Below are 18313 nucleotides of genomic sequence, written 5' to 3'. Positions count from 1 at the left end.
GACGCGGTGGACGTGGAAGCGGTTGCGGCTGCGGACGAGGTCGCGGACGGTTTCGCTGGCGGTTTCGTTGACGGGGTAGCGGGATCGGCAGGCATGGCAGCGATCAGAAGCAATGGGACAGGCCGTGGTGCGGGCCCCGCTGGGGAGCCATCCTGCGACCTCTGAGCAGCAAGTGCCACCAAACGGGGCCGGCGTACCAATTGCGCGTAGTACGGGCGTACTCTACCCGACTAAGGCCATTGCGCCAGGGGGGCTGCAAAGCGCTCCGGGGTGAGCCAGGCGATGGTGGGCGGCAGGCCTTCGCCATCACGGGGCCCCAGATATCCCCAGCTCACCAGGAAGCAGCGCACCGCCGCCAGGCGAGGATCCGCCCGCACCGTCTCCAGCGTGGGACGACGATCTTCGATGAACCAGAGCGGCCGATCCTCCGCCAACAACGTTCGCAACACCTCGGGCTTGCTGCCCTGCTCGTGGCCGAACAGGGCCCTCGGCTCCAGCCCCGCCGCCGCCAGGAGCCGGGAGGCGAACGCGGCGCCCTTGGTGGTGAGCACGGCCCAGTCAGCCCCTTCACGGGCCAACCGGTCCAAGCGTTCCTTCACCCCCGGATACAGCCGGTGCCGGGCCAACCAGGCCGCCGGATCGGTGGCAAGGGCCGTGGAGCGCACCTGCTCCAACTGCCGCTGCAGCGAATCGGCCGCCCAACCCCAGCGCGCCAGCGCCCTGGGCAGGGCCCCGTCGTAATCAGCCAGCAGGGCCTCCAAATCGAGGTCGGCTCGCCCCAGCTCCGCCGCCATCAACACCATCTCCCAACCCTTGTGAATCAGGGGCCGCAGCTGGGCAAAGCCGGCAGGGGCCTCCTCCGGGAGCTGCAACGCGGGGGCGAGCTGCAGGGCGGCCTCCCGGGCCGACCACCAGTACTCCGGCATTCCATCCACCAGCACACCATCGAAGTCGAAAACCAGCAGGGGGGCCGGGCCGGCAGACATGGCGAGGGGAACGGGGGCGCCGAGCAAACGCCGAGGGGGCTAGAAACTGGGTCGCTAGGATTCGAACCTAGGAATGGCGGGACCAAAACCCGCTGCCTTACCACTTGGCGACGACCCAAAGCAGCCGGGTTTCACCGGTGCCTAGATAGTTACCCATAGCGCCCCGTCCTTCGTCAACCGCGTCCTGTCGGGGCCGCTGCTTTAGGCCGGGAAGACCCGCAACCGTTGGTCCGCTCCACGGCCAAACACCGCGGTGCGCAAGCGGTAGCGGCTGGCCAGTTCCGCCTGCATCAGGCGCACCCGATCACTGCGGGGCAACAGCTCCACGGGCTGGCCATGGGGAAGCACCACCTGTTCCACAGCCAGCCTGCATTCCTCCAAGCCGGCCAGGGCATCGTCGCCCTGAACCGAAGCCGAAGCCGCCGCGGCCGGATCGCGGTCGACCTGGGTCTGGCGATGGCGCTCGAGCAGCCGCTCCAGGGCCCGTTGGAGCTGGGGCTGGGCCGCCGATTTCAGCACCAGGATCGGCAGCCCCAGGTCCTGGGCCTGGCGACGCACATGGGGATCCCGGCCAAGCTGGTGACGCAGGCTGAGCACCGCATCGGCCAACTCCACGCTGCCCACCACCTCCAGCGCCAACTGGCGGGCCCGCACCACCTGCTCGAGCTGGGCCCGACTGATGCCGGCCCCATACACCCGCAACACGGGCAAGGGAGCAGCAGCAGGCCCCTGCTCCATGTCGACGGCACGGCCAGCGGGCGCGTCGGGAGCCGGTAGGGGCCTGGGCGCGATCCGCGGGCGGACCGAGAGGGAGGACAGCGGTGGGGGCGCGGCCGGGGATCCCCCGATCTGGGCTGGAGCGATCGGGACCAGGTCCTGGATCTGCAGACGGCCATCGACCCCGAGCTCACGAATCTGGGGCCGGGCACTCTGCCCGCGCAGCAGGAGGTCGACGGTGCGGGCCACATCGCGGTGCACGAGCCAGCGGTGACGGCTATGCATCTCCACCGCCAGGGGGAACGTGGGATCGGCGGCCCGCTCGAGCACCGTCTTCTGGGTGCGTCGCCGCCGAGCTTCCTCATCGCCCAGGGTCACGGATTGGATACCACCCACCAGGTCGGAGAGGGTGGGGTTCTTGATCAGGTTGGCCAGCTCGTTGCCGTGGGCCGTGGCCACCAGCATCACGCCCCGTTCGGCGATGGTGCGGGCCGCCTGGGCCTCGAGCTCAGTGCCGATCTCATCGATGACGATGACCTCGGGCATGTGGTTTTCCACCGCTTCGATCATCACCTGGTGCTGCAGCTCAGGCCGGGCCACCTGCATGCGGCGGGCACGGCCGATGGCGGGGTGGGGGATATCGCCATCGCCGGCAATCTCATTGCTGGTGTCGATCACCACCACCCGCTTGCCCAGATCGTCGGCCAGCACCCGAGCGATCTCCCGCAGGGCCGTCGTCTTGCCCACGCCAGGGCGGCCCATCAGCAGCAGGGACTCGCCGGAGTCGAGCAGGTCGCGCACCATGGCCACGGTGCCGAACACCGCCCGGCCCACCCGGCAGGTGAGCCCCACCACCTCACCGGTGCGATTGCGAATAGCACTGATGCGGTGCAGGGTGCGCTCAATCCCGGCGCGGTTGTCCCCCCCGAAGCGGCCGAGGCGTTCCACCACGGCAGCCAGATCGCCCCGCTGCAGCGGCTCTTCGCCCAGGGCCCGCACGCGGCCGGGATAACGCGCCTCCGGCACCCTCCCCAGATCCAGCACCACCTCGAGCAGCTGCTCCCGCGACGCCTCCGACGCCAACGACGCCTGCACCACGTCGGGCAACACCTCCAGCAGGCGATCGAGATCGTCGGTGATGCGCTGGGGCTCAGGGCTGGACACCGGCTCGCGGAGCACTAGGCCCGTTCTAGCCAGGGAATCACCAGGTCCTGCGCCAGCGCCAGGGCCTGGGGCCACAGCTCCCCATCGGCCAGGAGCGCCCGCCCCCGGGCCTGGGCTTCAAGCCAGAGGGGCTGCAACAGGCGGCGGGCCACCCCACCAAAGCCCACCCCGCCAATCGGGGGCTGCAGGGGCCCCCCGGCCTGCAGCAGGGACAGGGTGTGGGCATTCGTCCCCCCCGCCAGCTGCAGGGGGCCGGGCGGGCAGGCTGGGCCCACAGCCATGGCCAAGCCCACAGCGGCATGGGCTGTTCCGGCCCCCACATCACCACTCATCGGGCGGCCATCGAGCTGCCAGAGCGGACGGAAACCAGCGCCACGAAGCAGGGCCGAACGCTGCCAGAGTTCCGCCGCCAGGGCCGCGGGCGACTGGACCGTGCCCTCCAGGCCCGCGCTCACCGACACCCGTTGCAGGGGAACGCCACTGGCGACCAACTGGGCGATTCGCTCCGCAAAGGCCTGCCCCCGACCGGGCTGGGTATGGAGCTCCACCGCATCGGGACGGAGCTGGGCCAGCAGGGGCGCCACAGCCTCCCCCTCCAGCACCTGGCCCCGCTCCTCGATCAAACCATGGGGACAAACGGGCAGGCAACGGCCACAGCCATAGCAGCGCTCGGACAGCACCCCGGCAGCCCCGGTGGCGGCCACGCCGATGGCGAGGGCCGGGCAAACCCGTTCGCAGGGGCGGGCACAGCCGGCCGGGCAGCGGGCGGGGTCAAACCAGGCCTTGCGGAAATGGGGATCGACGCCGTCACTGAGGCTGAGCATCAGCCAGGGCTGATCCGCCCCCCGGGCCACGGCCCAGGCCATGCCACGACGAATGGCCGCGACCACGGCGGGATCGGCAGCGGCATCAATGCAATGCACCCCCGCCAGGCTGAAGATGCCGCAGAGATCTTCGATGGCGGCCAGATCCTGGTTGCTGGCGCCGCAGATGAGCTTGACCCAGTGTCCCCGGGCCAGGGCAAGGTCAGGCCGCAAGCAGCTGTTCAAGGGGCTGCCAGCGCAGGGACCGGGCACCACCCATCTCCACCACCAGCTTCAGCCGGGGCTCCCGGCGACAGAGCGCCACCAGGGATCCCAGTTCGGCCTGGGAGAGCACCTGCCCCTCGAGTAACCAGAGCAGGATCGGCTGGGTGCCCTCCAGCAGCGCCCCCAACTGGGGCATGACCCGCTGGACCTCACCGACGGCGGCCCCCCGGCCGACGCTCTGATGCCCCAAATGGGGCGGACGCACACCGTGAAGCTGCAGCAAAAACGCCTCCGGATCCCCCAGTCCCCGGGCCGACGTGAGCTGGGCGCGGTAACCCGCAGCCCGCAGGCGGCGCATCAACCGGGTTTCGGCCCCGCCCTCGAGGGGAGCAAAGAGGGCCAAGGCCCCGGCGCGCTCGAGGTCCTGCCGGAAACCGCGACCAGAGAGCAGCAGGGGCATCGCAGAGGATCGCGGGGCTGAACCCCAGTCTGCCAGCTCGGACCGTGAGAAGGGGGGTCGAGCTGTGGGGTAGGGTGGATGACTGTGCCATTGAACTGTGCCCGTCCGCTAGCCGGGCCTCCAGTTCGCGGCACACGGTCTCCAGTGGTGGTGACCGTCCTCGGCCAGTACGGACCAACCATCCCTCACAGGTTGGGCGATCCGTCGGGAAACTGCCTGAACGCGCCGGCTCTCTTCGGAGACATCCCGGTCCGGTTCTGATAAGTCCCAGCCGCGCTGATCCGATCCTGATCAGCCTCGCTAGCCCTTGGACTTCGCAACAGCCCCGAACCGAGTGCCTACTCGGACGGCGCCAAGCGGCCCCCATGGCCGAGCCAGGCAGCTCTTCGATCGTTCAGCTTCACCGTTGTCCATGGGCCCCGTGCCCCTGGCCCCGGTGGTCCAGCTGGCGTTGTTTCCCCTCCTATGTCTATCGGCATTCTTGGGAAGAAACTGGGCATGTCCCAGTTCTTCGATGAAGAGGGCAGGTCCATTCCGGTCACCGTGATCGAAGCTGGTCCCTGCCGCATCACCCAACTCAAAAGCACCAGCACGGACGGCTACAACGCCGTGCAGCTTGGCTTTGGCGACATTCGCGAAAAACTCGTGAACAAGCCGGCCAAGGGGCACCTGGCCAAGTCCGGTGAAGACGTCCTGCGTCACCTGAAGGAATATCGGGTCGACAGCGTGGACGGCCTTGAGCTGGGTGGCTCCATCACCGTCACGGCCTTCGAAGCAGGCCAGAAGGTCGATGTGAGTGGCGACACCATGGGCCGGGGCTTCTCCGGCTTCCAAAAGCGCCACGGCTTCAGCCGCGGCCCCATGACCCACGGTTCCAAGAACCACCGCGAGCCCGGATCGATCGGCGCCGGCACCACCCCGGGCCGCGTCTACCCCGGCAAGCGCATGGCCGGTCGCTACGGCGGCAAGCAGACCACCACCCGTGGCCTCGTGATCCTGAAAGTGGATGTCGAGCGCAACCTGCTGGTGGTGAAAGGTTCAGTGCCCGGCAAGCCCGGCGCCCTGCTGAACATCCGCCCGGCGAACCGGGTGGGCGCCAAAGCCGGGAACTGAGGAGAACACCGATGGCTAACTGTGTAATCCGCGACTGGCAGGGCAAAGAAGCCGGCAAGGCTGCCCTCGACCTCAAGGTCGCCAAAGAATCGTCCGCCTCCGACCTGGTGCATCGCGCCGTGGTGCGTCAACTGGCCAACGCCCGTCAGGGCACAGCCAGCACGCTCACCCGGGCCGAAGTGGCCGGTGGTGGTCGCAAGCCCTACAAGCAGAAGGGCACCGGTCGGGCTCGCCAGGGTTCGATCCGCACCCCGCTCCGCCCCGGTGGTGGCGTGGTGTTCGGTCCGAAACCCCGCAGCTACGCGGTGGCGATGAACCGCAAGGAACGTCGCCTGGCTCTGCGCACCGCCCTGATGAGCCGCATCGACGACATCACGGTCGTGAAGGGTTTCGGAACAGGGCTGGACACCCCCAAAACCAAGGAGATCACCGCCGCCCTGGCCCGCTTCGGCATCGAGGCCGGCGCCAAGGTTCTGGTGGTGCTCGACGATGCCTCCGAGGCGGTGCGGCGCTCCGTCCGCAACCTCGAGAAGGTCAAGCTGATCGCCGCCGATCAGCTCAACGTGTTCGATCTGCTCCACGCCAACAAGTTGGTGGTGAGCGAGGAAGCACTCGCGAAGATTCAGGAGGTCTACGGCGATGGCTGAGCGTTTTTCAAGTCGGCTTGCGGATGTGATCCGTCGGCCCCTGATCACCGAGAAGGCCACCCGGGCCCTCGAGCAGAACCAGTACACCTTCGAGGTGGATCACCGGGCCGCCAAGCCCGACATCAAGGCTGCCGTTGAACAGCTGTTCGACGTGAAGGTCATCGGCATCAGCACCATGAATCCCCCGCGCCGTTCCCGGCGTGTGGGCCGCTTCGCCGGCAAACGTGCCCAAGTGAAGAAAGCCGTGGTGCGCCTGGCCGAGGGCAACGCCATCCAGCTGTTCCCTGAGTCCTGAGGGGTCTGAAACGTCATGGCTATTCGCAACTACCGACCCATCACCCCCGGCACCCGCACCCGCGTCGCCAGCGACTTCTCTGAAGTCACCGGCCGCGGACGGGAACGGGGCCTGGTGGTCGCCAAACACCGCCGCAAGGGCCGCAACAACCGCGGTGTGATCACCTGTCGCCACCGCGGCGGCGGCCACAAGCGCCTCTACCGCATCGTCGACTTCCGCCGCGACAAGCACGGCATCGTCGCCAAGGTGGCGGCCATTCACTACGACCCCCATCGCAACGCCCGCCTGGCCCTGCTCTTCTACGCCGATGGCGAGAAGCGCTACATCCTGGCTCCGGCTGGCATTGAGATCGGTCAACAGGTGGTCTCCGGCCCCGAATCCCCGATCGAAACCGGCAACGCCCTGCCCCTCTCGGCCGTTCCCCTCGGCTCCAGCGTCCACAACGTGGAGCTCTACGCCGGACGAGGCGGCCAGATGGTGCGCACCGCTGGCGCCAGTGCCCAGGTCGTCGCCAAAGAAGGCGACTACGTCGCCCTCAAGCTGCCCTCCACCGAGGTGCGCCTGGTCCGCCGCGAGTGCTACGCCACCCTCGGCGAAGTGGGCAACTCCGAGGTGCGTAACACCAGCCTTGGCAAGGCTGGACGCAAGCGCTGGCTGGGTCGCCGACCCGAAGTGCGCGGTTCGGTGATGAACCCCTGCGACCACCCCCACGGTGGTGGCGAGGGCCGTGCCCCGATCGGTCGCTCCGGCCCGGTCACCCCCTGGGGTAAACCGGCCCTGGGCCTCAAAACCCGTAAGCGGAACAAACCCAGCAATCGGTTTGTGCTCCGGAAACGTCGCCGGACCTCCAAACGGAGCCGTGGCGGACGCGATTCCTGATGATCCACACCGCTTTGCTGTTCGCTTAATCCGCCATGGGACGTTCACTCAAAAAAGGACCGTTTGTTGCCGACAGCCTTCTGCGGAAGGTTGAAAAGCAAAACGTCGCCGATGACAAGTCTGTGATCAAGACCTGGTCACGGGCTTCCACCATCCTGCCGATGATGATTGGCCACACCATTGCCGTTCACAACGGCAAATCCCATGTTCCCGTCTACGTGACGGAACAGATGGTGGGCCACAAACTCGGGGAATTCGCCCCCACCCGCACCTTCCGGGGCCACATCAAGGACAAGAAAGGAGGCCGCTAAAACCATGGCAAACACCCCTTCCAACCAGGCCCTCGCCCACGGTCGCTACATCCGCGGCTCCGTGTCCAAGGTGCGGCGGGTTCTCGATCAGATCCGTGGCCGCAGCTATCGCGAGGCCCTGATCATGCTCGAGTTCATGCCCTACCGCTCCACCGGCCCCATCACCAAGGTGCTGCGGTCGGCGGTGGCCAACGCCGAGCACAACCTCGGCCTGGACCCCTCCACCCTGGTGATCGCTGCGGCGAACGCCGACATGGGCCCCTCCCTGAAGCGGTTCCGCCCCCGCGCCCAGGGTCGTGCCTACGCGATCAAAAAACAGACCTGCCACATCAGCATTGCTGTGGCTCCTTCCGCCTGACCCCGAGGACACCGACCGATGGGACACAAGATCCATCCAACCGGCCTGCGCCTGGGGATTACCCAGGATCACCGCTCGCGTTGGTACGCCCCCAGCAAGACCTATCCAACCCTCCTCCAGGAGGACGATCGGATCCGCAAGTTCGTGCACAAGAAGTACGGCGCTGCCGGCATCAGCGATGTGCTGATCGCCCGCAAGGCCGACCAACTGGAAGTCGAACTCAAGACCGCCCGTCCGGGCGTTCTCGTCGGCCGCCAGGGCAGCGGCATTGAAGAGCTGCGTGCCGGCATCCAAAAAACCCTCGGCGATGCCAACCGTCAGGTGCGCATCAACGTGGTGGAAGTCGAGCGGGTCGACGCCGACGCCTTCCTGCTGGCCGAATACATCGCCCAGCAGCTGGAAAAGCGCGTGGCCTTTCGCCGGGTGATGCGCATGGCCGTGCAACGGGCCCAGCGGGCTGGCGTGCTCGGTCTGAAGATCATGGTGGCCGGCCGCCTCAACGGCGCCGAAATCGCCCGTACCGAATGGACCCGCGAAGGTCGTGTGCCCCTGCACACCCTGCGCGCTGACATCGACTACGCCACCAAGCTGGCCAGCACCACCTATGGGGTGCTCGGCATCAAGGTGTGGGTGTTCAAGGGCGAGGTGCTGCCTGGCCAGAAAGAGCAGCTGCCCGTGGGTGCTGCACCCCGCCGCCGGACCAGCCGGCAGCCGCAACAGTTTGAAGACCGCTCTAACAAAGAGTGATCAGGAGCCCTGAACCATGCTGAGTCCACGACGCGTCAAATTCCGCAAGCAACAGCGAGGCCGCATGCGCGGCGTCGCCACCCGGGGCAACACCATTGCCTTCGGTGAGTTTGCCCTGCAGGCCCAGGAATGTGGCTGGATCACCTCCCGCCAGATTGAGGCCAGCCGCCGAGCCATGACCCGCCACGTCAAGCGGGGCGGCAAGATCTGGATCCGGATCTTCCCCGACAAGCCCGTCACCATGCGCCCCGCCGAAACCCGTATGGGTTCCGGTAAGGGCAACCCGGAATTCTGGGTGGCTGTGATCAAGCCGGGTCGGATTCTGTTCGAGATGGGGGGTGCCGAAATCACCCCCGAGATCGCCAAGGAAGCCATGCGCCTGGCGCAATACAAGCTCCCTCTGAAGACCAAATTCCTGAGCCTGGCGGATCAGGACACTGCAGCCCCTGTGGAGGCCTGATCCAATGGCACGACCCAACATCGCCGACGTGCGCAAGCTCAGCGGTGACCAAATCAACGAACAGGTCAACGCCACCCGGCGTGAGCTGTTCGAGCTGCGCTTCCAGCAGGCCACCCGCCGCCTGGAAAATCCGCACCGTTTCAAGGAAGCCCGCATCAAGCTGGCCCACCTGCTGACGGTGCAGAAGGAGCAACTGCGCTCCGCCGCCACGGCTGATTCAGCCTCCTGATACCCCCCTCGATCCCATGGCACTCAAGGAAAGGGTCGGCACCGTCGTCAGCGACAAGATGGACAAAACGGTGGTGGTGGCGGTGGAAAACCGCTTCCCCCACCCCATCTATCAAAAGACGGTCAGCCGTACCACCCGTTACAAAGCCCACGACGAAGCGAACAGCTGCAAAGTGGGCGACCGGGTTCGCATCACCGAGACCCGCCCGCTCAGCCGCACCAAGCGCTGGACCGTGGCTGAAGTTCTCACCAACAGCACCGTCGGTTGAGGAGAACCCCCAATGATCCAACAGGAAACCTTTCTGAACGTCGCTGACAACAGCGGCGCCAAGCGCATCCAGTGCATCCGGGTGCTCGGCACCAACCGTCGCTACGCCCACGTGGGCGATGTGATCGTGGCTGCCGTGAAAGACGCCATGCCCAACATGGGCGTCAAGAAGTCCGACGTGGTCAAGGCCGTGGTGGTCCGCACCAAGGCCACCCTGCGCCGCGACACGGGCAACTCGATCCGGTTCGACGACAACGCCGCCGTGATCCTGGGCAACGACAACAACCCCAAGGGCACCCGCGTCTTCGGACCCGTCGCCCGGGAGCTGCGCGAGCGCAACTTCACCAAGATTGTGTCCCTCGCCCCGGAGGTGATCTGAGATGGCCACCGCAACCCCCAAAGCCAAGTCCCCTGAGCGCATCAAAATGCGTCTCAAGAAAGGCGACACCGTTCAGGTGATCGCTGGCAAGGACAAGGGCAAGACCGGCGAAGTGCTCCGCACCCTGCCCTACGACAACCGGGTAGTGGTGCAGGGCATCAACCTCCGCACCCGCCACGTCAAACCCACCCAGGAAGGCGAAACCGGCCGGATCGTCACGGAGGAGGCCTCCGTGCATGCCTCCAACGTGATGCTCTACTCCACCACCAAACAGGTGGCCAGCCGGGTGGAGATCGTGGTGGAAAAGGATGGCACCAAGAAGCGTCGGCTCAAAAAAACCGGCGAAGTTCTGGATTGATCCCCTCCATCCTCCTGCCTTCCCCTTTCTCCCGTTCCCTGTCCGCCTTCTGACCCCGACCAGAAGCGCAACCCCTCCCCCGTCATGTCACTGAAACAGCGCTACCGGGAGACGATTCAACCGAAACTCCTCAAGGAGCTGAATCTCTCCAACATCCACGAAGTCCCGAAGGTGATGAAAGTCACCGTCAACCGGGGCCTCGGCGAGGCCGCCCAGAACGCCAAGGCCCTTGAGGCCTCGATCACCGAGCTGGCCACGATCACCGGCCAGAAGGTGGTGGTGACCCGGGCCAAAAAGGCCATCGCCGGCTTCAAGATCCGCCAGGGCATGCCGATCGGCGTGGCCGTCACCCTCCGGGGCGAGCGGATGTACGCCTTCCTGGAGCGCTTGATCAATCTGGCTCTACCGCGCATCCGCGACTTCCGCGGCGTGAGCCCCAAGAGCTTTGACGGTCGGGGCAACTACACCCTGGGAATCCGCGAGCAGATCATCTTCCCCGAGATCTCCTTCGACAAAATCGATGCGATCCGGGGTATGGACGTCACGATCGTGACCAACGCCCGTAACGACGAAGAGGGCCGGGCCCTCCTCCGCGAGATGGGAATGCCGTTCCGCAGCAACTGAGCCCTCTTCGGACCCGACCATGGCCAATCACGACCCGATTTCCGACATGCTCACCCGCATCCGCAATGCGAGTGAGAAGCGTCACGAGACCACCAAAATCCCTGCTTCCCGTCTGGTGCGCAACATCGCCAACGTGTTGCAGCAGGAGGGCTTCATTGCCGCCATCACCGAAGAAGGTGAAGGCGTGCAGAAGCACTTGGTTGTCGAGCTCAAGTACAGCGGCAAGCACCGCCAGCCAACGATCCGCTCCGTGCAGCGGGTCAGCAAGCCAGGCCTGCGCATCTACAAGAACAATCGCCAGCTGCCCAAAGTCTTGGGCGGCCTGGGAGTGGCCATCATCTCCACCTCCAAGGGAGTGATGAGCGACCGCGACGCCCGCAAGCAGGGCGTCGGTGGCGAAGTGCTCTGCTACGTCTACTGATCCTGGGAGGTTGATCCATGTCTCGTATTGGTAAAGCGCCGATTCCCCTCCCCGACAAGGTGAGCGTCAGCCTCAATGGCCTGGCCGTCACCGTGAAGGGTCCGAAGGGCGAACTCAGCCGCACCCTGCCCGATGGGGTGCAGATCTCCCAGGACGGCAACACCCTGGTGGTGAGCCCCAGCAGCGAAACCCGACGCTCCCGTGAGCGCCATGGTCTCTGCCGAACGCTCGTCGCCAACATGGTGGAAGGCGTCAGCCAGGGCTACACCCGCAAGCTGGAAATCGTCGGCGTGGGCTACCGCGCCGCCTTGCAGGGCACAAAGCTGGTGGTTTCTGCCGGCTACAGCCACCAGGTGGAGATGGTGCCCCCCGAGGGCGTCACCTTCGCCGTCGAGGGCAACACCACCGTGCTGGTCTCCGGGGCCAACAAGGAACTGGTGGGCAACGAAGCTGCCAAGGTGCGCGCCATTCGTCCTCCCGAGCCCTACAAGGGCAAGGGCATCAAGTACGAGGGTGAGCGCATCCTGCGCAAGGCCGGTAAGACCGGTAAGAAATGAGGTCTGCCTGAGCGTCGTTACCCTGTATCGCCATGTCTTCCATCTCCCGCAAACAGCAGACCCAGAAGCGTCACCGCCGCCTGCGTCGCCAGCTCACTGGCACGGCTGCCCGTCCCCGGCTGGCCGTGTTCCGCTCCAACAACCACATCTACGCCCAGGTCATCGACGACGACGCCCAGAACACCCTCTGTGCGGCTTCGACCCTCGACAAGGACCTGCGCACCAGCCTCACCACCAGCGCCACCTGCGATGCCTCCGTGGCCGTGGGTGAGCTGGTTGCCAAACGGGCCCTCGCCAAGGGCATCCAGCAGGTGGTCTTCGATCGCGGCGGCAACCTGTACCACGGCCGGGTCAAGGCCCTGGCTGACGCCGCCCGGGAAGCGGGCCTTCAGTTCTGATCCCTGCTCTCACCATGACCGAAACCAACGATCAAGTTCAGTCCAACGACATTCCGGCCGCATCGGATGTGCCTGCAGCGGCCGAAGGCCAGCAGGAGCGCCGGGGTGGCCGCGGTGAGGGCCGAGGTGGCGACAGCCGCCGCGGTGGTGGCCGCGGACGCGACAACCGTCGCGGCGGTCAGGAGCGCGACTCCGAATGGCAGGAGCGGGTGGTCCAAATCCGCCGCGTGTCCAAGACCGTGAAGGGCGGCAAGAAGATGAGCTTCCGGGCCATCGTTGTCGTCGGCAACGAGAAAGGCCAGGTGGGCGTGGGCGTCGGCAAGGCCGGCGATGTGATCGGAGCCGTCCGCAAGGGCGTGGCCGATGGCAAGAAGCATCTGGTGAAGGTGCCCCTCACCCGCCACAGCTCCATCCCGACCCTCAGCAACGGCCGCGATGGCGCCGCCAGCGTGCTGATCCGCCCGGCCGCCCCTGGTACCGGTGTGATCGCGGGGGGCTCGATCCGCACGGTGCTCGAACTGGCCGGCATCAAGAACGTCCTGGCCAAGCGCCTCGGCTCCAAGACCCCCCTGAACAACGCCCGCGCTGCGATGGAGGCCCTGGCCGCCCTGCGCACCCACAAGGAGACCGCCAAGGAGCGGGGCATCTCCCTTGAGCAGATCTACTCCTGAGGCCTCGCCATGAGCATCAATCTCCAGTCGCTGAAACCCAACGCCGGCGCCCGTCGTCGCAAGCTCCGCAAGGGCCGCGGCATCGCCGCCGGCCAGGGCGCCAGCTGCGGTTTCGGCATGCGCGGCCAGAAGTCCCGTTCCGGTCGCCCCACCAGGCCGGGCTTCGAGGGCGGCCAGATGCCCCTCTACCGGCGCATCCCCAAGCTCAAGCACTTTGAGCTGGTCAACCAGAAGGAATTCACGATCATCAACGTGGCCAAGCTGGCCGACTGCAAAGCCGGCAGCACCGTGAGCCTCGATTCCCTGGTCAAGGACGGCCTGGTCACGAGCCCCAAGCACCCCCTGAAGGTGCTGGGCAATGGCGACCTCAAGGTCAAGCTGACCGTGCAGGCTGCCGCCTTCACCGCCAGCGCCCGCACCAAGATCGAAGCTGCCGGTGGCAGCTGCGAAGTCATCTGATCCCCTTGGGGCCCTCCGCCCTAAGGTCTGAGCCGTCCAGCGGATTCGGGGATCGTTCCCAGAGTCTTGCGGGCGGTTTTTTCATGCCCACCACACGCCGCCATGCTTGTTAGCCGGGGTCGCAACCCCAGTGCTGGGGAAATTCTCAGCCAACTGATCCAGTCGAAGGGCCTGCGCGACCGGGTGCTCACCACCCTCGGCCTGCTGCTGCTGGTGCGGCTTGGCATCTACATCCCGATGCCGGGCATCGACCGGGTGGCCTTCCAGGAGTTCCTCTCCCGCGGCGGCCAGCTGATCGGCTTCCTCGACATCTTCACCGGGGGCGGCCTCTCCACCCTGGGCATCTTCGCCCTGGGGATCCTGCCCTTCATCAACGCCTCGATCATCATCCAGCTGCTCACCGCAGCCCTGCCCCAGCTGGAAGACCTCCAGAAGAACGAGGGCGAGGCCGGCCGCCGCAAGATCGCCCAGATCACCCGCTATGTCGCCCTGGGCTGGGGCATTCTGCAGAGCCTGGTGTTTGCCCTGATCCTGCGGCAGTACGCCACCGAAGGCCTCTCCGAACCGGTGTTCGTGATCCAGACGGCCCTGGCCCTGGTCACAGGCTCCATGGTGGTGATGTGGATCAGCGAGGTGATCACCGAGCGGGGCATCGGCCAAGGGGCCTCCCTGGTGATCTTCGTGAACATCGTGGCCACCCTGCCCAAAGCGCTGGGCTCCACCATCGAGCTGGCCCAGAGCGGAGACCGCAGCACCGTCGGCGGCATCGTGGTGCTGGTGCTGGTGTTCCTGCTGACGATCGTGGGGATCATCTTCGTTCAGGAGGGCAACCGCCGCATCCCGATCGTGAGTGCCAAGCGCCAGGTGGGCGGGGCGGGCATGCTCTCCGCACGCCAGAGCTACCTGCCGCTCAAGCTCAATGCCGGCGGCGTCATGCCGATCATCTTCGCCTCGGCCGTGGTGTTCCTGCCCCTCACCATCGCCAACCTCACCCGCAGCCCCTGGCTGATCCAGCTGGCGGGCTACCTCAACCCCAACAGCAGCACCCCCTGGCTCTACGCCCTGGTGTTCTTTGCCCTGATCTGCGGCTTCGGCTTCTTCTACGCCTCGCTCACCGTCAATCCGGTGGACATCGCCACCAACCTCAAGCGGAGTGGCGTGGCGATCCCCGGAGTGCGCCCGGGCTCGGCTACGGCGAACTATCTCAGCGGCGTGCAGAACAGGCTCACCTTGCTAGGCGGCGTGTTTCTCGGTGCCGTGGCGATCATTCCCTCCGCCGTGGAGGGAGCCACCCAGGTGCGCACCTTCCAGGGCCTGGGCGCCACCTCCCTGCTGATCCTGGTGGGCGTGGCGATCGACACCGCCAAGCAGGTGCAGACCTACGTCATCTCCCAGCGCTACGAAGGCATGGTGCGGCAGTGATGCGCCGCGCACCGGTCCTCGTTCCTCCGTCTCCATCCCCGCTTCCTCTCCAGCCATGAAGCAACGTCTCCTGTTCCTCGGCCCCCCCGGAGCCGGCAAGGGCACCCAGGCCCAGCAACTGGCCGCAGGCCACAACCTGCTGCACCTCTCCACCGGCGATCTGCTGCGGGCTGAAGTGGCCGCCGGCAGCGCCCTCGGCCAGGAAGCCGAGGCGGTGATGGCCCGCGGGGAACTGGTGAGCGATGCCCTGGTGCTGGCGATCGTGCGGAGCCGCCTGGAGGCGCAAGCGGCCAGTGGCGGCGGCGGCTGGCTGCTCGACGGCTTCCCGCGCAACCGGGCCCAGGCCGAAGCCCTGGGCGCGCTGCTCGACGAACTGCAGCAACCGATCGAACTGGTGGTGCTGATGGAGCTCGATGACGCTGTGCTGATCCAGCGCCTGCTGGCCCGGGGCCGCGCCGACGACAACGAAACCGTGATCCGCCACCGCCTGGAGGTCTACCGCGAGCAGACGGCCCCCCTGATCCGCTACTACGAGGAACAGGGCCTGCTCCAGGCCGTCGAGGCCAATGGCCTGGTGGATGAGATCGCCGCGCGCATCACCGGCCTGCTCGGCTGAGCCTCCTGGGGCGTTGACCCGTGTGGTAGGTTGTCGGTTTGCAAATTCGGAGAGCACAACGCCCATGAAGGTGCGTGCCTCAGTCAAGAAGATGTGCGACAAGTGCCGGGTGATCCGTCGCCACGGCCGGGTGATGGTGATCTGCACCAACCCCAAGCACAAGCAGCGCCAGGGCTGACCAGCCCCGGCCAGCCCCGCCTGGGGGCCAGCTGCCCAACACTTCATTCCCGCTCCGCCTCGGCGGAGCCTCCTGCCCCTTATCGATTTCCCACGTGGCTCGGATTGCCGGCGTTGATATCCCTCGCGAAAAGCGCGTTGAGATCGCCCTCACCTATGTGTATGGCATCGGTCTCACCCGTGCCCAGAAGATCCTGGCCAAGTCCGGGGTCAACCCGGACATCCGGGTGAAGGACCTCAGCGACGCCGACGTCCAGAAGCTGCGGGGCGCCGCCGAGAGCTTCACGCTCGAAGGCGACCTGCGCCGCCAGGAGGGCATGGCCCTCAAGCGCCTCCAGGACATCGGCTGCCTCCGCGGCCGGCGTCACCGCATGGGCCTGCCCGTGCGTGGCCAGCGCACCCGCACCAACGCCCGCACCCGCCGTGGTGCCCGTAAAACCGTGGCCGGCAAGAAGAAGTAAGGCATTTCGCCCCCTTCTCACTGCCCCTCGCCCTGCCGCCAACCGCTGTTCAGGTTCTGCCCTTCCGGTCAGTCCACCCGTTCGAGCCACCGGCGTCACCAGAGCGACCCCCCTTCACGTTCTCTGATCACCTCCTGCACCAGCAGGCCTTTCCGCCATGGCAAAGCCAGCCAAGAAATCCGGCGCCAAGAAGACGAAGCGCAACGTGCCCAACGGCGTGGCGCACATCCAGAGCACCTTCAACAACACCATCGTGTCGATCACCGATACGGCCGGTGAGGTGATTTCCTGGAGCTCCGCTGGCGCCAGCGGCTTCAAGGGAGCCCGCAAGGGAACCCCCTTCGCCGCCCAGACCGCCGCCGAGGCCGCCGCCCGCCGTGCCCTTGAGCAGGGCATGCGCCAGATCGAAGTGCTGGTGCGTGGCCCCGGCTCCGGCCGCGAAACCGCCATCCGCGCCCTGCAGGTCGCCGGCCTGGAAATCACCCTGATCCGCGACGTGACGCCGCTGCCCCACAACGGCTGCCGTCGCTCCAAGCGCCGTCGCGTCTGACCCGTCGTCTCGTGCTTGCCCCCGGGGCTTCCTTCACCCTTTCGACCCTTCAGACCGTGCTGCACTACCAAATTGATCGGATTGAGCACCAGGTCGCCGAAGACCGGTCCCAGACCGGCACCTTCCTGATCGGCCCGCTCGATCGCGGCCAGGCCACCACGCTCGGTAACGCCCTGCGGCGCGTCCTGATCGGCAGCCTGGAAGGCAGCGCCATCACCGCCGTGCGCATTTCCGGTGTCAACCACGAATACGCCACCGTGCCCGGTGTGCGTGAAGACGTGCTCGACATCCTGCTGAACTGCAAGCAGATCTCCGTCAACAGCCGCAACCGCGAGCTGGAGATCGGCCGCCTGGTGGTCAACGGTCCCGCCACCGTGACCGCTGCCGATCTGCAGTTCTCGTCCCAGGTGCAGGTGATCGACGGCGACCGGCTGATCGCCACCGTGGCCGACGGCCACAGCCTGGAGATGGAAGTGCATGTGGAGCGCGGCGTGGGCTATCGGCCCGTCGATCGCCACAGCGAAGACACCAGTGCCATCGACCTGCTCCAGATCGATGCGGTGTTCAAGCCCGTGCGCCGGGTCAACTACACGGTGGATGAAACCGCCGTGGGTGAGGGCGGCTCCGCCCGCGAACGGCTCCGCCTGGAAATTGAGACCAATGGCAGCGTCACCCCCGACGACGCCATGGCCCAAGCCGCGAACCAACTGATCGCCCTGTTCCAGCCCCTGGCAAGCCTCACCATGGTTGAGGAGCCTGGCCTCGAGCCGGAGCCCTCCGCCGAGGCGCAGATTCCCCTCGAAGAGCTCAACCTCTCCGTGCGGGCCTACAACTGCCTGAAGCGCGCCCAGGTCAACTCCGTGTCCGACCTGATGGGCTTCAGCTACGAAGATCTCCTGGAGATCAAGAACTTCGGCTCCAAGTCAGCCGATGAGGTGATCGAAGCGCTGGAGCGCATCGGCATCACCCTGCCCCAGAGCCGCACCAGCGCCTGACCGGCGGCCCCGTTTCCCGACACGCCATCTCACCAGCCCCAGTCCCATGCGACACCAGTGCCGAGTCCCCATGTTGGGACGCCCCGCCGACCAACGCAAAGCCATGCTGCGTGGTCTCACCACCCAGTTGATTCGCGAAGGCCGGGTCACCACCACCAAGGCTCGGGCGAAGGCCCTCCGCGATGAGGCCGAGCGCATGATCAGCCTCGCCAAGGACGGCAGCCTGGCGGCCCGACGCCGCGCCATTGGCTACATCTATGACAAGCAGCTGGTCCACGCCCTGTTTGACAAGGCCCAGGAACGCTATGGCGAGCGCCAGGGCGGTTACACCCGGATCATCCGCACCGTGCCCCGCCGTGGCGACAATGCCGAGATGGCCATCATCGAGCTGGTCTGAGTCCCTCCAGGGCTCGTTGACAGCGCCGCGGTGGAGACCATCCACCGCGGTTTTTTAATGGACTCTGCCCTCCCCCCCAACCGTTCCCTGCGCCGGATCGCCCTCTGCCTCCAGTACGACGGCAGCGCCTTCTGCGGCTGGCAACGCCAGCGCAATGCCCCCAGCGT

Annotated in this window: 29 protein-coding genes, 1 tRNA gene and 1 pseudogene; 26 read left to right on the top strand and 5 right to left on the bottom strand. The window is 66.6% G+C overall.

Annotated elements, in window-relative coordinates:
* Positions 1 to 230: 230 nt before the first annotated feature.
* The 5 genes from KBY71_RS03670 to KBY71_RS03650 all read right to left on the bottom strand — a co-directional run bounded on the left by KBY71_RS03670 (position 231) and on the right by KBY71_RS03650 (position 4355).
* Positions 231 to 986, bottom strand: a complete 756-nt coding sequence (locus KBY71_RS03670; protein ID WP_254927616.1) for an HAD family hydrolase — start codon at positions 984 to 986, stop codon at positions 231 to 233.
* Between the two features lie 46 nt (positions 987 to 1032).
* A tRNA-Gln gene (locus KBY71_RS03665) sits at positions 1033 to 1104 on the bottom strand.
* An 83-nt stretch (positions 1105 to 1187) separates the two neighbouring features.
* Positions 1188 to 2867 carry an AAA family ATPase gene (locus KBY71_RS03660; protein ID WP_254927615.1) on the bottom strand — a complete coding sequence of 560 codons (1680 nt, stop codon included), beginning with the start codon at positions 2865 to 2867 and terminating at the stop codon, positions 1188 to 1190.
* Positions 2868 to 2881: 14 nt separating this feature from the next.
* Positions 2882 to 3904: an LdpA C-terminal domain-containing domain gene (locus KBY71_RS03655; protein ID WP_254927614.1), complete on the bottom strand. Its 1023-nt coding sequence runs from the start codon at positions 3902 to 3904 to the stop codon at positions 2882 to 2884.
* The gene (locus KBY71_RS03650; protein WP_254927613.1) at positions 3894 to 4355 is read right to left on the bottom strand and encodes an NAD(P)H-quinone oxidoreductase subunit N; all 462 of its coding nucleotides are present in this window, start codon (positions 4353 to 4355) and stop codon (positions 3894 to 3896) included. The genes KBY71_RS03655 and KBY71_RS03650 overlap by 11 nt, the downstream gene beginning before the upstream one ends.
* A gap of 465 nt (positions 4356 to 4820) precedes the next feature.
* On the opposite strand from KBY71_RS03650, the gene rplC reads away from it, so the two are divergent.
* The 26 genes and pseudogenes from rplC to KBY71_RS03520 all read left to right on the top strand — a co-directional run.
* On the top strand, positions 4821 to 5468 hold the full coding sequence (gene rplC, locus KBY71_RS03645; protein ID WP_254927612.1) for a 50S ribosomal protein L3: 648 nt from the start codon (positions 4821 to 4823) through the stop codon (positions 5466 to 5468).
* A gap of 11 nt (positions 5469 to 5479) precedes the next feature.
* A complete protein-coding gene (rplD, locus tag KBY71_RS03640) occupies positions 5480 to 6115 on the top strand; it encodes a 50S ribosomal protein L4 (RefSeq protein WP_254927611.1) in 636 nt (211 codons plus the stop codon).
* A complete protein-coding gene (locus tag KBY71_RS03635; protein WP_094560045.1) occupies positions 6108 to 6410 on the top strand; it encodes a 50S ribosomal protein L23 in 303 nt (100 codons plus the stop codon). The genes rplD and KBY71_RS03635 overlap by 8 nt, the downstream gene beginning before the upstream one ends.
* A 15-nt stretch (positions 6411 to 6425) precedes the next feature.
* Positions 6426 to 7289 (top strand): 50S ribosomal protein L2, encoded by an 864-nt coding sequence (gene rplB / locus KBY71_RS03630; protein ID WP_190388798.1) that lies wholly within the window; start codon positions 6426 to 6428, stop codon positions 7287 to 7289.
* A 35-nt stretch (positions 7290 to 7324) separates the two neighbouring features.
* Positions 7325 to 7600, top strand: coding sequence for a 30S ribosomal protein S19 (gene rpsS, locus KBY71_RS03625; protein WP_094560047.1), 276 nt, complete (start codon positions 7325 to 7327; stop codon positions 7598 to 7600).
* Between the two features lie 4 nt (positions 7601 to 7604).
* The gene (gene rplV, locus KBY71_RS03620; RefSeq protein WP_190388797.1) at positions 7605 to 7958 is read left to right on the top strand and encodes a 50S ribosomal protein L22; all 354 of its coding nucleotides are present in this window, start codon (positions 7605 to 7607) and stop codon (positions 7956 to 7958) included.
* A gap of 18 nt (positions 7959 to 7976) precedes the next feature.
* Positions 7977 to 8705: a 30S ribosomal protein S3 gene (gene rpsC / locus KBY71_RS03615; protein WP_190388796.1), complete on the top strand. Its 729-nt coding sequence runs from the start codon at positions 7977 to 7979 to the stop codon at positions 8703 to 8705.
* A 16-nt stretch (positions 8706 to 8721) separates the two neighbouring features.
* A complete protein-coding gene (rplP, locus tag KBY71_RS03610) occupies positions 8722 to 9165 on the top strand; it encodes a 50S ribosomal protein L16 (RefSeq protein ID WP_254927610.1) in 444 nt (147 codons plus the stop codon).
* A 4-nt stretch (positions 9166 to 9169) separates the two neighbouring features.
* Positions 9170 to 9394 (top strand): 50S ribosomal protein L29, encoded by a 225-nt coding sequence (gene rpmC, locus KBY71_RS03605; protein WP_190388794.1) that lies wholly within the window; start codon positions 9170 to 9172, stop codon positions 9392 to 9394.
* Positions 9395 to 9410: 16 nt separating this feature from the next.
* On the top strand, positions 9411 to 9662 hold the full coding sequence (gene rpsQ / locus KBY71_RS03600; RefSeq protein WP_254927609.1) for a 30S ribosomal protein S17: 252 nt from the start codon (positions 9411 to 9413) through the stop codon (positions 9660 to 9662).
* A 12-nt stretch (positions 9663 to 9674) separates the two neighbouring features.
* Positions 9675 to 10040 (top strand): 50S ribosomal protein L14, encoded by a 366-nt coding sequence (gene rplN, locus KBY71_RS03595; protein ID WP_048018117.1) that lies wholly within the window; start codon positions 9675 to 9677, stop codon positions 10038 to 10040.
* A gap of 1 nt (position 10041) precedes the next feature.
* The gene (rplX, locus tag KBY71_RS03590; protein WP_254927608.1) at positions 10042 to 10398 is read left to right on the top strand and encodes a 50S ribosomal protein L24; all 357 of its coding nucleotides are present in this window, start codon (positions 10042 to 10044) and stop codon (positions 10396 to 10398) included.
* A gap of 84 nt (positions 10399 to 10482) precedes the next feature.
* The gene (gene rplE, locus KBY71_RS03585) at positions 10483 to 11022 is read left to right on the top strand and encodes a 50S ribosomal protein L5 (RefSeq protein WP_254927607.1); all 540 of its coding nucleotides are present in this window, start codon (positions 10483 to 10485) and stop codon (positions 11020 to 11022) included.
* A gap of 19 nt (positions 11023 to 11041) precedes the next feature.
* Entirely contained in the window at positions 11042 to 11443 is a 402-nt protein-coding gene (rpsH, locus tag KBY71_RS03580) for a 30S ribosomal protein S8 (protein ID WP_190388790.1), read from the top strand.
* Between the two features lie 17 nt (positions 11444 to 11460).
* Complete coding sequence (gene rplF / locus KBY71_RS03575) at positions 11461 to 12000, top strand: 50S ribosomal protein L6 (protein WP_254927606.1); 540 nt, start codon at positions 11461 to 11463, stop codon at positions 11998 to 12000.
* Between the two features lie 32 nt (positions 12001 to 12032).
* Positions 12033 to 12398: a 50S ribosomal protein L18 gene (gene rplR, locus KBY71_RS03570; protein WP_190388788.1), complete on the top strand. Its 366-nt coding sequence runs from the start codon at positions 12033 to 12035 to the stop codon at positions 12396 to 12398.
* A 14-nt stretch (positions 12399 to 12412) separates the two neighbouring features.
* Complete coding sequence (rpsE, locus tag KBY71_RS03565; RefSeq protein ID WP_254927605.1) at positions 12413 to 13069, top strand: 30S ribosomal protein S5; 657 nt, start codon at positions 12413 to 12415, stop codon at positions 13067 to 13069.
* Between the two features lie 9 nt (positions 13070 to 13078).
* Positions 13079 to 13528, top strand: coding sequence for a 50S ribosomal protein L15 (gene rplO / locus KBY71_RS03560; RefSeq protein WP_254927604.1), 450 nt, complete (start codon positions 13079 to 13081; stop codon positions 13526 to 13528).
* A gap of 102 nt (positions 13529 to 13630) precedes the next feature.
* The gene (gene secY / locus KBY71_RS03555) at positions 13631 to 14950 is read left to right on the top strand and encodes a preprotein translocase subunit SecY (RefSeq protein WP_190388785.1); all 1320 of its coding nucleotides are present in this window, start codon (positions 13631 to 13633) and stop codon (positions 14948 to 14950) included.
* Between the two features lie 55 nt (positions 14951 to 15005).
* Positions 15006 to 15566 (top strand): adenylate kinase, encoded by a 561-nt coding sequence (locus KBY71_RS03550; protein ID WP_254927603.1) that lies wholly within the window; start codon positions 15006 to 15008, stop codon positions 15564 to 15566.
* 64 nt (positions 15567 to 15630) lie between these two features.
* A complete protein-coding gene (gene rpmJ, locus KBY71_RS03545; protein ID WP_006173336.1) occupies positions 15631 to 15744 on the top strand; it encodes a 50S ribosomal protein L36 in 114 nt (37 codons plus the stop codon).
* Positions 15745 to 15838: 94 nt separating this feature from the next.
* A complete protein-coding gene (rpsM, locus tag KBY71_RS03540) occupies positions 15839 to 16204 on the top strand; it encodes a 30S ribosomal protein S13 (RefSeq protein ID WP_190388783.1) in 366 nt (121 codons plus the stop codon).
* Positions 16205 to 16361: 157 nt separating this feature from the next.
* Entirely contained in the window at positions 16362 to 16754 is a 393-nt protein-coding gene (gene rpsK / locus KBY71_RS03535; RefSeq protein WP_010311626.1) for a 30S ribosomal protein S11, read from the top strand.
* A gap of 56 nt (positions 16755 to 16810) precedes the next feature.
* On the top strand, positions 16811 to 17749 hold the full coding sequence (locus KBY71_RS03530; RefSeq protein ID WP_254927654.1) for a DNA-directed RNA polymerase subunit alpha: 939 nt from the start codon (positions 16811 to 16813) through the stop codon (positions 17747 to 17749).
* Positions 17750 to 17795: 46 nt separating this feature from the next.
* Complete coding sequence (gene rplQ, locus KBY71_RS03525; RefSeq protein ID WP_094560065.1) at positions 17796 to 18146, top strand: 50S ribosomal protein L17; 351 nt, start codon at positions 17796 to 17798, stop codon at positions 18144 to 18146.
* Between the two features lie 57 nt (positions 18147 to 18203).
* A pseudogene (locus KBY71_RS03520) lies at positions 18204 to 18313 on the top strand (tRNA pseudouridine(38-40) synthase TruA); the annotation flags it as partial.

Origin of the sequence: Cyanobium sp. T1B-Tous (assembly GCF_024345475.1) — a bacterium.
In the GTDB taxonomy this organism is placed as follows: domain Bacteria; phylum Cyanobacteriota; class Cyanobacteriia; order PCC-6307; family Cyanobiaceae; genus Cyanobium_A.
The sequence above is the reverse complement of the archived record's forward strand: the minus strand, read 5'-3'. Positions and strand labels throughout refer to the sequence as shown.